The organism is Bordetella sp. FB-8 (assembly GCF_000382185.1).
Lineage (GTDB): Bacteria > Pseudomonadota > Gammaproteobacteria > Burkholderiales > Burkholderiaceae_B > Bordetella.
In genome coordinates, this window is record NZ_KB907784.1 from 2,667,003 (window position 1) to 2,681,079 (window position 14,077).

Here is a 14,077-nt window from a genome sequence, read left to right on the forward strand (position 1 = left end):
GTCAAAAAGGCTCGCGGGGGACACGGCATCGGTGTCAGTTCCCGATCCTGGTTTTTTCCGGCAGGGGATCTGTATGCAGGAAAAGTGTGCCAAGGCCAAGAACTGATGGACGCAGTCTAGATTTTGGGCACTGACAGAGGTCTGAACTATTCGACCTGAGATCGCCCGAGAAATTTCGGGCTGTTTCAGCGATGGCGTCGGCAATCGGCAAAAAGCCCCCTTGGGGGCGATTGAGGTGGCGACCCGGTCCAGTGGGCGGGCCGGCTGGGAGAGCTCTTAGGCGTTGATGTCGACGTCCTTGGTTTCCCGGATGAAGAGCGTGCCGATCACCAGCGTCACCGCGGCGATGATGATGGGGTACCAGAGGCCGTCGTAAATATTGCCCGTGGCGGCCACGATGGCGAAGGCTGCGGGCGGCAGGAATCCGCCGAACCAACCGTTGCCGATGTGATACGGCAAACTCATCGAGGTATAGCGGATGCGGGTGGGGAACATCTCGACCAGCATGGCGGCGATGGGACCGTAGACCATGGTCACGAACACCACCAGGAGGGTCAGCAGCGCGACCACCATCACGTTGTTGCTTTGCGCGGGATCGGCCTTGGCCGGATAGCCGTGGCCGCGGATGGCCGCGGTCAGCGCCTTGTCCAGCTCGGCCGACTTGGCCTTGAATTCGGTGGCGTTAAGGCTCGAGCCTTCAAATGACGGGAACTGGGCGTCGCCGATCTTGACACGGGCCACTGTGCCGGCAGGCGCGGCCTGATTGCGGTAGTTGACCGAGTTGCGTGCCATGAACGACTTGACGATGTCGCATGAACTCTTGAAGGACGAGGTGCCCACGGGGTTGAACTGGAACGAGCAGGTGGCCGGATCGGCGATCACGGTGACCGGGGCGGAGGCCTGGGCCTGCTCCAGCGCCGGATTGGCGTAGTGCGTGATGCCCTTGAAGATGGGGAAGTACGCCAGCGCCGCGATCAGGCAGCCGGCCATGATGACGGGCTTGCGGCCTATGCGGTCGGACAGGGCGCCGAAGACGACGAAGAAGGGCGTGCCGATGAGCAGAGCCACGGCGATCATGATGTTGGCTGCGCCGGCATCGACCTTGAGCGTCTGCGTCAGGAAAAAGAGCGCGTAGAACTGGCCCGTGTACCAGACGACGGCCTGGCCGGCGGTCAGGCCCAGCAGGGCCAGGATCACCACCTTGCAGTTCTTCCATTCACCGAAGGATTCGGTCAGCGGCGCCTTGGATCCTCTGCCTTCTTCCTTCATGCGCAGGAACGTGGGCGACTCGTTGAGCTGCAGCCTGATCCAGACGGAGATGGCCAGCAGGATGAGGGAGAGCAGGAAGGGAATGCGCCAGCCCCAAGCGGCGAAATCCTTTTCGCCGATGGACATGCGTACGCCCAGGATGACCAGCAGCGACAGGAACAGGCCCAGCGTGGCGGTAGTCTGGATCCAGCTGGTGAAGTAGCCGCGGCGCTCATGCGGCGCGTGCTCGGCCACGTAGGTGGCCGCGCCGCCGTACTCGCCGCCCAGCGCCAGGCCTTGCAGCAGGCGCAGGGCAATCAGCAGGACCGGGGCCGCCATGCCGATGCTGCTGTAGCTGGGCAGCAGGCCGACGATGAAGGTGGACGCGCCCATGATCAGGATGGTGATGAGAAAGGTGTGCTTGCGGCCGACCAGGTCGCCCAGCCGGCCGAAGACCAGGGCGCCGAAGGGCCGCACGGCAAAGCCGGCGGCGAAGGCCAGCAGCGCGAAGATGAATCCTGCCGTGGGGTTGACGCCGGAGAAGAAGTGCCCGGCGATGATGGCCGCCAGCGAGCCGTACAGATAGAAGTCGTACCACTCGAACACGGTGCCCAGTGACGAGGCGAAGATGACGCGGCGTTCCTCGCGCGTCATGGGACGCGGTTGTGTGTCCGACTTCAGGGGGGGGGGTGCGCATGATGTCTCCTCTGTGTGGCCGGCGCTCGTGCGCCGTGCTCGATCTCGCCTGCTCGGGCGGCGCCCGGCGGCTGGACCGTAAGTTAGGAGGCAAGACTGACTAGGAACTGACGTTTTTCAACTGAACGTCAAATTTGCGTGCGAATATGTCGGCCCAGTATGACCTTATTAATCAGGGAAAACCCTTGCATTGCGGGATTGATCCGGATTCAGGCGGGCATCACAATCGTCCATCGTCCGGATTTGTCGTCCTCGTTTAAAAAATGAAGAACAAGCAATCGCGCCGGGTACGAGCTAGCCATGCTGGGGCATGGAGGTCGCTGGGACGATTCGGCCGGCGGTGGCGCTTGGTCGGGGCGAAGATGCCATCCTGGCATCACATCCAGGGTGCCTATGCACCGGATTTACGATAGCTTTTAGCCACTCAAGACGAGTAGGAGGAATGACCATGACAATTACGCGCAGACAAATCCTGACAGGTGCCACGGCGCTGGCCGCCAGCGCCGCGTTTCAACCGGCTTTCGCCATGCGCAAAACGGTGATCAAGCTCGGCCTGGACCTGGCGAGCGATCACCCGACGACCGTGAACCTGAACGCCGCCGCGGCCAAGATCAAGGACGCGACCAAGGGCGAGGTCACGCTGCAGGTGTTCCCGAGCAGTCAGCTCGGCGACGACACGCACATGCTGTCGAACGTGCGCTCGGGGGCCATGCAGATGATGGCTATCGGCGACAACATTCTCGCGTCGCTGGTGCCCAATGCCGCGATCAATAACGTCGGTTTCGCCTTCAAGTCGCCGGAAATGGCGTGGAGTGCGGTCGACGGCAAGGTGGGCGAGATGGTTCGCGCCGATATCGACAAGGCCGGGCTGCATGCGATGCCCCGCATCTGGGACGAGGGCTTTCGCCAGATCACGTCCAGCACCAAGCAGATCAACACCCCCGAAGACCTGCACGGCTTCAAGATCCGCGTCCCGCCCAGCCCGATCTCGCTCTCGCTCTTCCAGTCGCTGGGCGCGGCTGCGACCACGATCAACATCGCCGAACTCTATACCGCGCTGCAGACCCACGTGGTCGACGGCCAGGAAAACCCCTTCGGCAACATCGAGACGCAGAAGTTCTACCAGGTGCAGAAGTACTGCTCGCTGACCAATCACATGTGGGTCGGCTACTGGCTGCTGATGAACGGCCCGTTCTGGGCGAGCCTGCCCGATGCCCACAAGAAGGTGGTCTCCGAGGTGCTCGATGCGCAGGCGCTGCAGCAGCGCAAGGACAACCAGAAGCTGGAATCCTCGCTTGAGGCGACTCTGAAAAAGCAAGGCCTGGAGTTCGCCAAGCCCGACCCCGCGGCGTTCCAGAAGGCGCTGGCGCAGTCCGGCTTCTACAAGACGTGGAAGGGCAAGTTCGGCGCTCCGCTCTGGGCGGCTCTTGAAAGCACCACCGGCCCGCTCGCCTGATGTGCGTCAGCCAGAGAACAGAATCCAAGGGGATAGTGAGTGAATAGTCTTTTCCGCGGCCTGGACCGGGCCGTTGACTGGGTCAGCCAGGGTCTGGCGGGTTGCCTTGTCGCTGTCGAGGTCGTTCTTCTGTTCGCGGGGGTGGTCGGGCGCTATGTCTTCGATCATCCCCTGGTCTGGACAGACGAGGTCGCGGAGATTCTGTTTCTCTGGCTTGTAAGTCTGGGCGCGGTGGTCGCGCTGCGCCGCACCGAGCACATGCGCATGACCGTGGTGCTGGGCCGTCTTGGTTCCCGCGCCCAGCGCCTGGCCAAATGCCTGGCGGCCACGCTCGTCGTGGTCGTGGCGCTGGGTCTGCTCATACCGGGACTGGGCTATGCCCAGCAGCAGGCGGCGATCCTGACGCCCGTACTGCAGATGCCGGGCTCGTGGGAAACCTACGGGCAGCTCCTGGCCCTGGCGCTGTTGCTTTACGTGGCCTTGCGGCAATTGCTGGGCCAGGCGCATTGGACCGAGATCGCGTCCGTACTGATTTTCTGCGCCATCATCTGGTTCGCGCTCGATCGCATCGAGAGTGCGTTCGACCTGGGCAATGCCGAACTGCTGCTCTATTTCCTCGGGATGGCCGGCACCTGCATCTTCCTGGGCGTGCCGATCGCCTTCAGTTTCGCCATCTCGACCTTTGCCTACATCCATTTCACCAGCACCATTCCGCTCTCGGTCATCATCAGCCAGATGGACCAGGGCATGTCTTCCCTCGAATTGCTGGCTGTGCCGATGTTCGTCGTGCTGGGCCTGTTGCTGGAGATGACCGGCATTGCCCGGGCCATGATCAATTTCCTTGCCGCCCTGGTCGGTCATAGGCGCGGCGGGCTGCATTACGTGCTGATCGCGGCCATGTACCTGATCTCGGGCATCTCGGGTTCGAAGGCCGCCGACCAGGCGGCCGTCGGGCCTGTTCTGCTGCCCGAGATGCGCCGGCGCGGCGTGGCCCCCGGTGAACTGGCGGCGCTGCTGGCTTCGTCGGCCGCCATGTCGGAGACGATTCCGCCCAGCCTGGTGCTCATCATCGTCGGCGCCGTCACCGGCGTGTCGATCTCCGCGCTCTTTACCGGCGGCCTGTTGCCGGCCGGCCTGGCTGCGGTCGGGCTGGCGTTGCTGGTGTTCTTTCGCACCCGCAAGGACAAGCCGCAGGGCGAGCAGGCCAATGCGCGCGAAATCGGCCGCCTGTTCGTGGTGGCGCTGCCAGCGCTCATCCTGCCTTTCTTGATCCGCTATGTCGTGCTGGCCGGCATCACCACGGCAACGGAAGTGGCGACGGTCGGCGTGGTCTATTCGGTTCTGGTCGGCCTCTTTATCTACCGCTGCTTCGACTGGCGCCGCCTGCTGCCGATTCTGGTCGAGACGGCAGCATTATCGGGAGCCATCCTGCTCATTATCGGCTCGGCCAGCGCCATGGCATGGTCGCTTACCCAGGCCGGCTTCGCGCAGTCGCTGACCGCGTTGATGACCAGTCTGCCGGGCGGGCGCGCCGGCTTCATGGCCGTCTCGGTGGTGTTGTTCCTCGTTCTAGGCAGCGTGCTGGAAGGGCTGCCGGCAATGGTGCTGTTCGGGCCGCTCCTGTTCCCGGTGGCCCAGCAGATGGGCATTCACCAGGTGCAGTACGGCATCGTCGCCATCTTGGCTATGGGCATCGGCTTGTTCTCGCCGCCCTTCGGCGTGGGCTTCTACCAGACCTGCCTGATCGGCAAGGTATCGAGTGACGAGGCGCTGGGCCGCATCTGGCCCTACCTGGCTGTCCTGGTCGTGGCGCTGATTATCGTCGCCAGCGTACCCTGGCTCTCGACCGGCTTTCTTTAAGAGAGGGCGGCAGGAAACACCACCCGGATCAGCGTGCCGGTGCGATCCGGGGTGGTGACAGCAGGATCGGCGATGTCGACATCCGCGTGGTGCTTCTGCGCGATTTCGCGCACGATCGCCAGGCCTAGGCCACTGCCATCGGTCCGGGTGCCCAGCACGCGGTAAAAGCGGTCGAAAACACGCTCGCGTTCGCAAACGGGGATGCCCGGGCCGGAATCTTCGACCTCCAGTCGAGCCTGCGAGCCGTCGCACGCGATGCGTACCGTTACGCGACCACCGTTCGGGGTGTAGCGCAGGGCGTTGTCGATAAGGTTGTTGAGCAGTTCTGCCAGCTGTAGGGGGCTGCCGTGTATCGGCGCCGCCTGCGGTGCTGGCTCGAAGCCCAGGTCGATATGCCGGGACAGGGCATGCGTCACCCAGAGCGCAGTCTGCTGCGAGGCAAGCATGTTCAGATCGCAGGCAACCAGCCCGTCCGGGTCCTGGTGTTCGGCGCGGGCCAGCAGAAGTAACTGGTTGACCAGCCGGGTGGCGCGCTCGGACCCTGCCAGGAGTTGGCGCAGGCTGGACTGCATTTCGTCGGGGCTGGCGTCGAGCAGGGCCAGTTCGGCCTGGGTACGCAGGCCAGCCAGCGGCGTTTTGAGTTGATGCGCCGCATCGGCCACGAAGCGGCGCTGCGCCGCCGAGTTGGCCGAGAGCCGGTCGAGCAGTTCGTTCATGGCGCCCACCAGGGGGGCGATCTCGGTGGGGGCGGCGCGCGCATCGATGGGCGAGAGATCGCTGGGCCGGCGGGCCCGCAGGCGCTGCTGCAGGGCGTTGAGCGGCGCCACGCCTCGGCTCAGACCGAACCACACCAGCAGCACCGCGACAGGCAGCACCGCGAACTGCGGAATGATTACGCCCTTGATGATGTCGTTGGCCAGTTGTGTGCGTTTTTCCATGGTCTGGGCCACGGCCAGCAGCACGGGGGGTGATCCGGCCGGTCCTGGCTCCATCCAGGTATAGGCCAGGCGCAGACTGAAGCCGCCTACGGTGCCGTCGGCATAGAGCACCGTGCCCGGCTGGGGGACGCCCAGTTCGTCGGGTAAGGGCAGAGAACGGTCGCCGCCCAAATATTGGCCGTTTCCGTCCAGCGCAAGCCAGGAAATGTTGCCGGTCTCGTCGGTGCGCAGCGCCCCGCGTGCGCTATCGCTCAGGTGCAGGGTGGCGCGGCCCTCTTCCAGGCGCACCTGGCCGGCCAGTAGACGCAGGTCATGGACCAGCCCTCGGTCGTAAGGCACGTTGGCGATATGCTGCGCGACCACGTAGGTGATGGCTACGCTCATCGGCCACAGCAGGAACAGCGGTGCCAGCATCCAGTCCAGGATCTCGCCCAGCAGCGAGCGTTGAGGCGGCGCCAGGCTGGGGCCCCTGGCACCCGCGTGCAGCGCAGCCAGGGCTTCCGGATTGGGGGGGGCGCGGCCGGCCCGCGCGCATCGTCAGGGCGCGGCCTATGCAACACTTTGTTCACGCACGATGCAATAGCCCAGGCCGCGCACGGTGAGGATCTTCACGCCGCTGGGATCGAGTTTCCTGCGCAGGCGATGCACATAGACCTCGATAGCGTTGGGGGTGACTTCCTCGCCCCATTCGCACAGATGGTCGACGAGCTGGGTCTTGCTGACCATGCGGCCCGTGCGTGCCAACAGGATTTCCAGCAGGCTGACCTCGCGGGCGGAAAGGTCCAGTGCCTGGCCTTCGACGCTGGCCACGCGCCCGGTCTGGTCGAACACCAGCTTGCCATGGCGCACCAGCGTGCTGCCGCCGCCCGCGCCGCGCCGCGTCAGGGCGCGTACCCGCGCCTGCAGTTCGGTCAGGACGAAGGGCTTGGCCATGTAATCGTCCGCACCCAGGTCCAGACCCTGGACGCGCCGCTCGATACTGTCGGCGGCGGTCAGGATGAGCACGGGCAGCAGCGACCGGCGCGACCGCAACCGGCGCAGCACTTCCAGGCCTGCGAGCCGGGGCAGTCCCAGGTCTAGAATCAGCAGATCGAAAGTCTGGGAAGACAGTGCGAGATCGGCTGCCGAACCGTCGCCGACCACGTCCACCGCATAGCCGCTGCGCCGCAGGGAACGAGACAGCCCGTCGGCCAGGATGCTGTCGTCTTCGGCGATCAGGATGCGCATGGGAAATAAGGTTGACGTTTTCCTGACTCGAATTCTTGCACGGAGCGGCGAAAAACTGGCACACTGTTTTTATATACAGTATTATTCGGTGCATAATTGGCCGCCCGATCCACCCGCAATCGATCCCTCCCAGACGGAACTCCAGGACATCCCATGAACGACAAGACCGCAAAATCGGCCGCCTCGGCCAACTCGGATAAGGCCAAGGCGCTGGCCGCGGCCATCTCCCAAATCGAAAAGCAATTCGGCAAGGGGTCGATCATGCGCTACGGCGACAACGAGGTCGAGCATGACATCCAGGTGGTGTCCACCGGATCCCTGGGCCTGGACATCGCCCTGGGCGTGGGCGGCCTGCCGCGCGGCCGCGTCGTCGAAGTCTACGGTCCCGAGTCTTCAGGCAAGACGACGCTCACCCTGCAGGTCATTGCCGAAATGCAGAAGATCGGCGGTACCTGCGCCTTCATCGACGCCGAGCACGCACTGGATGTGCAGTACGCCTCCAAGCTGGGCGTCAATCTCGCCGATCTGCTCATTTCCCAGCCCGATACCGGCGAACAGGCCCTGGAAATCACCGATGCGCTAGTGCGTTCCGGCTCGGTCGACCTCATCGTGATCGACTCAGTGGCCGCCCTGGTGCCCAAGGCCGAAATCGAAGGCGAAATGGGCGATTCCCTGCCGGGTCTGCAGGCCCGCCTTATGAGCCAGGCCTTGCGCAAGCTTACGGCCACCATCAAGAAGACCAACTGCATGGTCATCTTCATCAACCAGATCCGCATGAAGATCGGCGTGATGTTCGGCAACCCCGAAACCACCACGGGCGGCAATGCGCTCAAGTTTTATTCTTCGGTGCGCCTGGACATCCGCCGCATCGGCTCGATCAAGAAGGGCGAGGAAGTCGTCGGCAACGAAACCCGCGTCAAGGTCGTCAAGAACAAAGTCTCGCCGCCCTTCAAGCAGGTCGAGTTCGACATCATGTACGGTGCGGGCATCTCGCGCGAAGGCGAAATCATCGACCTGGGCGTGCAGGCCAATATCGTCGAGAAATCCGGTTCCTGGTACAGCTACAACGGCAACCGCATTGGCCAGGGCAAGGACAATGTCCGCGAATACCTGAAGGAAAACCCCGCCATCGCCATCGAGATTGAGAACAAAGTTCGCGAGAACCAGGGCGTGGTAGGCCGTGCGGCCGCCTTCACGGCCTCGGCCGAGGAAGTCGCCGATGCCGATGCCGCCGAGGAATAAACCCAATCCCACGGCCCGCACCGTCGCTGGGGACACGGCTTGCGACGACGGCGGCTTTGAAACACTGGCTTCTCCCGCGCAGGCGCCAGCCGATCAGCCTACCCAGGCTGCCCCTCGGCGAGGCCTATCTTTGAAGGCGCGCGCCGTCGGCTATCTCTCACGGCGCGAATACGCCCGGCAAGAGCTGGCCCGCAAACTGCGTCCCTACGCCGAAGACCCGGCCGAAATCGAGTCCGTCCTCGACGCGCTCCAACGCGAAGGCTGGCAAAGCAACGAACGTTTCGCGCGAAGCCTGGTGCATCGCCGCGCGCCGCTGCGCGGTACGGCCCGCATCGTCCAGGAACTGCGGCAGCACGGCTTGGACGATGCCGTGCTTGCCCAAGCCAGCGTCCAGCTCAAGGCCACCGAGCACGAACGGGCCCAGGCCGTCTGGGCCAAGCGCTACACCGCCAAACCCATAGACCGCATCGACTACGCCCGCCAGGCCCGGTTCCTGGCCAGTCGAGGCTTCTCCCAGGAAGCCATACACCGTGTCCTGGGGAGGGGCTGCGAGGACGCGTGAGCCGCTGTGCCCCGCGGTAAGAAAATTCCCGTGCATTGGCAGCGCAAGCTGAGGCGGCAGGCCCGAGGCAGCCCAAATCGAGGGTTCCGGAGCAATCCGAGCCACGGGACCTGCGACCACAGCCCCCCGGCGGAGCGCATCGGAATTGCACACGGCAGCCAAGGCTTGAGCGTTCAAACACCGTCATCCCAGGTAGGCTCCTTCGGTTACACCCAGTAGCGACCGCTGCGCTATACTCCCAGGGTTTTGCTGCTATGCGTCATTACAGCGCGCGCCATGTCCCTGTCCAAGCCGGAAACCCCCCGCAAACTCCTGCATACGCGTTCCATACGCGTGCAGGCCTATGAACGAGAAGATGGGCTGATGGATCTGGAAGCCGAGCTCGTCGATTTCAAGGGCTACGACTTTCACCGCATTGATGGCATGATCAACAAAGCCGGTGAACACGTCCACGACATGACCCTGCGCGTCACCATCGACGCGGACTACACCATCGTCGATGCCCAGGCCAGCTATGCCGCGGCGCCCTATGGGGCTTCCTGCATGGCCATCACGCCAGCCTATCGCGATCTGGTGGGCATGAACCTGCTGAAGAATTTCCGGCGCCAGGTCAAGGAGCGCTTTGCGCGCACCGCGGGCTGTACCCACATGACCGAACTTTCGCAGGTGCTACCCACCGCGGCGGTTCAGGCCAATGCCGGCGCGCGCCGCAAACAGACGGCGCAGGATGTCCCCAAGCGCCCCTTTCAGCTTGACGGCTGCCATGCGCTGAGCACCGACGGGTCCATTGCTCTTAAGTATTACCCCCGGTGGTACACCGGGCGCCATGACGGTGAACAGAACGAATCCGTCGCGGCCGTATCGCCCGACCCTTCGCCCTGATCCCGCGGCCTGGCGCCTTTCCCTCATTACACACACGTTCCGACAGGTAACACATGAAAATCCACGAATATCAAGGCAAGGAATTGCTGAAGAAATTTGGCGTGCCCGTGCCCCGCGGCATTCCCGCGTTTTCCGTTGAAGAGGCCGTGGCTGCCGCCGAGAAGCTGGGCGGGCCGGTCTGGGTGGTCAAGGCGCAGATCCACGCGGGTGGCCGCGGCAAGGGCGGCGGCGTGAAGCTGGGCAAGTCGCTCGATGATGTCAAGACGCTGGCCAGTCAGATCCTGGGCATGCAGCTCAAGACGCACCAGACCGGTCCCGAAGGCCAGAAGGTCCGCCGCCTCTACATCGAAGAAGGCGCGGACATAAAGAAAGAACTGTACGTTTCCGTCGTGACAGACCGTGCCACGCAGAAAATCGCCATCATCGCTTCGAGCGAAGGCGGCATGGACATCGAGGAAGTGGCTCACTCCACGCCCGAGAAGATCATCACCGAATACGTCGATCCGCTGGCAGGCCTGACCCGCGCCCAGGGCGAGAAGATCGCCAAGGCCATCGGCCTGACCGGCCATTCGGTCGACCAGGCCGTGGATGTGTTCCAGAAGCTGTACCAGTGCTATATGGAAACCGATGCCTCGCTGGTCGAGATCAACCCGCTGAACTGCGACAGCAAGGGCAACATTATCGCTCTGGACGCCAAGTTCAACTTCGACCCCAATGCGCTGTTCCGTCACCCCGAAATCGTGGCTTACCGCGACCTGGACGAAGAGGATCCCGCCGAAATCGAAGCCTCCAAGTTCGACCTCGCCTACATCAGCCTGGACGGCAATATCGGCTGCTTGGTGAACGGCGCCGGACTGGCCATGGCCACCATGGACACCATCAAGCTGTTCGGCGGCGAACCGGCCAACTTCCTTGACGTGGGCGGCGGCGCCACCCCCGAGAAAGTGACCGAGGCCTTCAAGATCATGCTCAAGAACCCCAAGGTCGAAGGCATCCTGGTCAACATCTTCGGCGGCATCATGAAGTGCGACACCATTGCCACCGGCGTGATCACCGCCTGCAAGGCTGTGAACCTGAGCGTGCCGCTGGTCGTGCGCATGAAGGGCACCAACGAAGAACTGGGCAAGAAGATGCTCGCCGAGTCCGGCCTGCCGATCATCAGCGCCGACACCATGGCCGAAGCCGCGACCAAGATCGTCGCCGCCGTCAAGTAAGCCACACTGCCGAGAAGGAATCCAACATGTCGATTTACATCAATAAAGACACCAAGGTCATCACCCAGGGCATCACGGGCAAGACCGGCCAGTTCCACACCGAGAAGTGTCAGGAATACGCCAACGGCAAGAACTGCTTCGTGGCGGGCGTGAACCCCAAGAAGGCCGGCGAGTCGATTTTCAATATCCCCATCTACGGCTCCGTCAAGGAGGCCGCGCAGCAGACCGGCGCCAGCGTGTCGGTGATCTACGTGCCGCCCGCGGGCGCCGCCGCCGCCATCTGGGAAGCCGTCGAGGCCGACCTGGACCTGGCGATCTGCATCACCGAGGGCATCCCGGTGCGCGACATGCTCGAAGTGCGCAACAAGATGAAGGCCAAGGAAGCCGCCGGCGGCAAGAAGACGCTGCTGCTGGGTCCCAACTGCCCGGGTCTGATCACCCCCGACGAAATCAAGATCGGCATCATGCCCGGCCACATCCACAAAAAGGGTCGCGTCGGCGTGGTCTCGCGCTCCGGCACGCTGACCTATGAAGCGGTGGCGCAGCTCAGCGAACTGGGCATCGGCCAGTCCTCGGCCGTTGGCATCGGCGGCGACCCGATCAACGGCCTCAAGCACATCGACGTGATGAAGGCTTTCAACGACGATCCCGATACCGACGCCGTCATCATGATCGGTGAAATCGGCGGCCCCGACGAGGCCGATGCTGCCCGTTGGTGCAAAGCCAATATGAAGAAACCCGTCGTCGGCTTCATCGCGGGCGTCACCGCGCCTGCCGGCAAGCGCATGGGCCACGCTGGCGCGCTGATCTCGGGCGGAGCCGACACGGCCGAAGCCAAGCTGGCTGTCATGGAAGAGTGCGGTTTCAAGGTGACCCGCAACCCGTCGGAAATGGGCAAGCTGCTCAAGGCGCTGCTTAAATAATCGCTTTTGGGCCGTACGGCCCGGAAAGCCCCGCCGCGGGCGCTACCCGGCGGGGTTTTTCTTCGTCCGGCAATAAATCCTGACAAAAAGCTGTCAATATCGGATATTGAAAGTAAAATTCAGAAGAATGACGAACATATAGGAAGCTGAACGTGCTCGAATTTTTCCAGACGATGAGCTGGGCCGCGGTTTTACAGATCATCGCCATCGACCTCCTGCTAGGAGGCGACAATGCCGTGGTGATCGCGCTGGCCTGTCGCCATCTGGAGCCGGCCAAGCGCTTACAGGGGATACTGTGGGGTACGGCGGGCGCGATCGTGCTGCGAGTCGTGCTGGTGGCCTTCGCGCTCACGCTCCTGGACCTGCCCTTGCTCAAGCTCGTCGGCGGCCTGCTGCTGCTGTGGATCGGCGTCAAGCTGATGCTGCCCGAAGACGGCGCCCATGAGGTGCGCTCCGGCGCCTCGGTCGTCTCGGCGGTCAAGACCATCATCGTGGCCGACTTCGTCATGAGCCTGGATAATGTCGTCGCCATTTCCGGGGCTGCAGAAAGCGCGCATCCCGCCCACCAATTGGGCCTGGTGGTCTTCGGTCTGCTGATCAGCATTCCCATCATCGTGTGGGGCAGCACCCTGGTGTTGCGGCTCATCGACCGCCTCCCGGTCGTGATCCTGCTGGGGGCGGCGTTGCTGGGCTGGATCGCAGGCGGAATGATGGTGGATGACGCTTTCTTGATCTCGCGCATTGGCGAGGCGCCGGAGGCGGTTAAAATCGGAGTCGAAATCTGCGGCGCCATGCTCGTCGTCCTGCTGGGGCGCTGGCTGGCCCGCTGCCGCGCCGTCGTTTCCAAGGATGCTACCTCATGAGTCTACGTAAAACCGCCCAGCCGACCGCCACGCCTGAATCGTTCAACTCGGGCCTGAGCCTGCTGCAAGGCCTGGGCCTGCTGGCCGCGCTGGGTATCGTGATCGTCCTGGCCGTCATGCACTTCGCCTGAGCGGCGTTTTTGCTTCCATAGGGCGCGGGCATGCGGCCGACAGTCGTCCTCACCAGGCCGGTAGGCCGCAACGAGGAGCTTGCCAGCCGGCTGTCCGCAGCCGGCTGGCAAGCCTTGACGCTGCCGGCGCTGGTCATCGAACCCCTGCATCACGCCGGCCCGGTTCCCGCGCCGGGCGACTTCGATCTGGTCGTTTTCGTCAGTGGCAATGCCGTGCGGCTCTATCTTGCCCAAGTGGGCCTGGCCGACGGCTGGCCGGTTGGAACGTTGGCCGCCACGGTGGGGCCATCCAGTGCCCGAGCGCTGCGCGAAGCCGCGCAGTTCGGCACGCAGGGGTGCATCGTTCATCCGCCTGTCGAGGCGCCCACGCATGATTCCGAAGCGCTATGGCAACTGCTGTCGGACCGGGCCTTGCCGCGACGGGCACTGCTGGTGCGCGGCGAGACGGGGCGCGACTGGCTGGCCGAGCGTCTGGCCGAGGCGGGAGTGGACGTGCACATTCATGCCCTGTACCGGCGCAGGCCTGCCGTCTGGCCATACGAGTCGGCGGAGCAACTGCGCCGCTTGGCCGCCGATCCCCATGCGCGGCGTCCCGTCTGGTTGCTGACAAGCATTGCCAGCATCGACGCGGTGGCGCAGTCGGTTCGGGGGGCGGACCTGTTCGAATGGTGGGCGGGCGGCAGCTTCGTCGTCACGCATCCGCGGCAGGGCGAACATCTGCTTGCGATCGCGCAGGGAGCGGGGCAGACTCCAATGGTAAAAACCTGCATGCCTGCCGACGAGTCGATTTTTCAGGCGATTACCGCTGACTGAAACCGCCGTTGCCTGCAATATG

Annotated in this window: 13 protein-coding genes; 10 read left to right on the forward strand and 3 right to left on the reverse strand. The window is 63.8% G+C overall.

All coding sequences use genetic code 11. The features are described from left to right. Positions 1 to 276: 276 nt before the first annotated feature. Positions 277 to 1,902: an MFS transporter gene (locus H143_RS0112790; RefSeq protein WP_019938642.1), complete on the reverse strand. Its 1,626-nt coding sequence runs from the start codon at positions 1,900 to 1,902 to the stop codon at positions 277 to 279. A 490-nt stretch (positions 1,903 to 2,392) separates the two neighbouring features. Between H143_RS0112790 and H143_RS0112795 the strand changes: the two genes are divergently transcribed. Then, entirely contained in the window at positions 2,393 to 3,400 is a 1,008-nt protein-coding gene (locus H143_RS0112795; RefSeq protein WP_019938643.1) for a TRAP transporter substrate-binding protein, read from the forward strand. Between the two features lie 39 nt (positions 3,401 to 3,439). After that, entirely contained in the window at positions 3,440 to 5,260 is a 1,821-nt protein-coding gene (locus H143_RS0112800) for a TRAP transporter large permease subunit (RefSeq protein ID WP_019938644.1), read from the forward strand. On the opposite strand, the gene H143_RS0112805 is transcribed toward H143_RS0112800, so the two are convergent. Together H143_RS0112805 and H143_RS0112810 are read right to left on the reverse strand one after the other, a co-directional pair. Further along, complete coding sequence (locus H143_RS0112805) at positions 5,257 to 6,612, reverse strand: sensor histidine kinase (RefSeq protein ID WP_019938645.1); 1,356 nt, start codon at positions 6,610 to 6,612, stop codon at positions 5,257 to 5,259. The two genes, H143_RS0112800 and H143_RS0112805, sit on opposite strands and share 4 nt — an antisense overlap. Positions 6,613 to 6,747: 135 nt before the next feature. Next, positions 6,748 to 7,425 carry a response regulator transcription factor gene (locus tag H143_RS0112810; protein ID WP_019938646.1) on the reverse strand — a complete coding sequence of 226 codons (678 nt, stop codon included), beginning with the start codon at positions 7,423 to 7,425 and terminating at the stop codon, positions 6,748 to 6,750. Positions 7,426 to 7,578: 153 nt separating this feature from the next. Here H143_RS0112810 and recA point away from each other — a divergent pair, with 153 nt between their 5' ends. The 8 genes from recA (at position 7,579) to H143_RS0112850 (ending at position 14,055) form a co-directional block, all read left to right on the forward strand. After that, on the forward strand, positions 7,579 to 8,667 hold the full coding sequence (recA, locus tag H143_RS0112815) for a recombinase RecA (RefSeq protein WP_019938647.1): 1,089 nt from the start codon (positions 7,579 to 7,581) through the stop codon (positions 8,665 to 8,667). Then, positions 8,651 to 9,229 carry a recombination regulator RecX gene (gene recX / locus H143_RS20635; RefSeq protein WP_081627134.1) on the forward strand — a complete coding sequence of 193 codons (579 nt, stop codon included), beginning with the start codon at positions 8,651 to 8,653 and terminating at the stop codon, positions 9,227 to 9,229. The genes recA and recX overlap by 17 nt, the downstream gene beginning before the upstream one ends. A gap of 276 nt (positions 9,230 to 9,505) precedes the next feature. Continuing rightward, the gene (locus tag H143_RS0112825; RefSeq protein ID WP_019938649.1) at positions 9,506 to 10,111 is read left to right on the forward strand and encodes a DUF2889 domain-containing protein; all 606 of its coding nucleotides are present in this window, start codon (positions 9,506 to 9,508) and stop codon (positions 10,109 to 10,111) included. A gap of 53 nt (positions 10,112 to 10,164) precedes the next feature. Continuing rightward, the gene (sucC, locus tag H143_RS0112830; protein ID WP_019938650.1) at positions 10,165 to 11,325 is read left to right on the forward strand and encodes an ADP-forming succinate--CoA ligase subunit beta; all 1,161 of its coding nucleotides are present in this window, start codon (positions 10,165 to 10,167) and stop codon (positions 11,323 to 11,325) included. Between the two features lie 26 nt (positions 11,326 to 11,351). Then, entirely contained in the window at positions 11,352 to 12,248 is an 897-nt protein-coding gene (gene sucD, locus H143_RS0112835) for a succinate--CoA ligase subunit alpha (RefSeq protein WP_019938651.1), read from the forward strand. Positions 12,249 to 12,400: 152 nt separating this feature from the next. Then, positions 12,401 to 13,111: a TerC family protein gene (locus tag H143_RS0112840; RefSeq protein ID WP_019938652.1), complete on the forward strand. Its 711-nt coding sequence runs from the start codon at positions 12,401 to 12,403 to the stop codon at positions 13,109 to 13,111. After that, positions 13,108 to 13,242 carry a hypothetical protein gene (locus H143_RS23135; protein ID WP_019938653.1) on the forward strand — a complete coding sequence of 45 codons (135 nt, stop codon included), beginning with the start codon at positions 13,108 to 13,110 and terminating at the stop codon, positions 13,240 to 13,242. The genes H143_RS0112840 and H143_RS23135 overlap by 4 nt, the downstream gene beginning before the upstream one ends. 30 nt (positions 13,243 to 13,272) lie before the next feature. Further along, positions 13,273 to 14,055: a uroporphyrinogen-III synthase gene (locus H143_RS0112850; protein ID WP_019938654.1), complete on the forward strand. Its 783-nt coding sequence runs from the start codon at positions 13,273 to 13,275 to the stop codon at positions 14,053 to 14,055. The last annotated feature ends 22 nt before the right edge of the window (positions 14,056 to 14,077 follow it).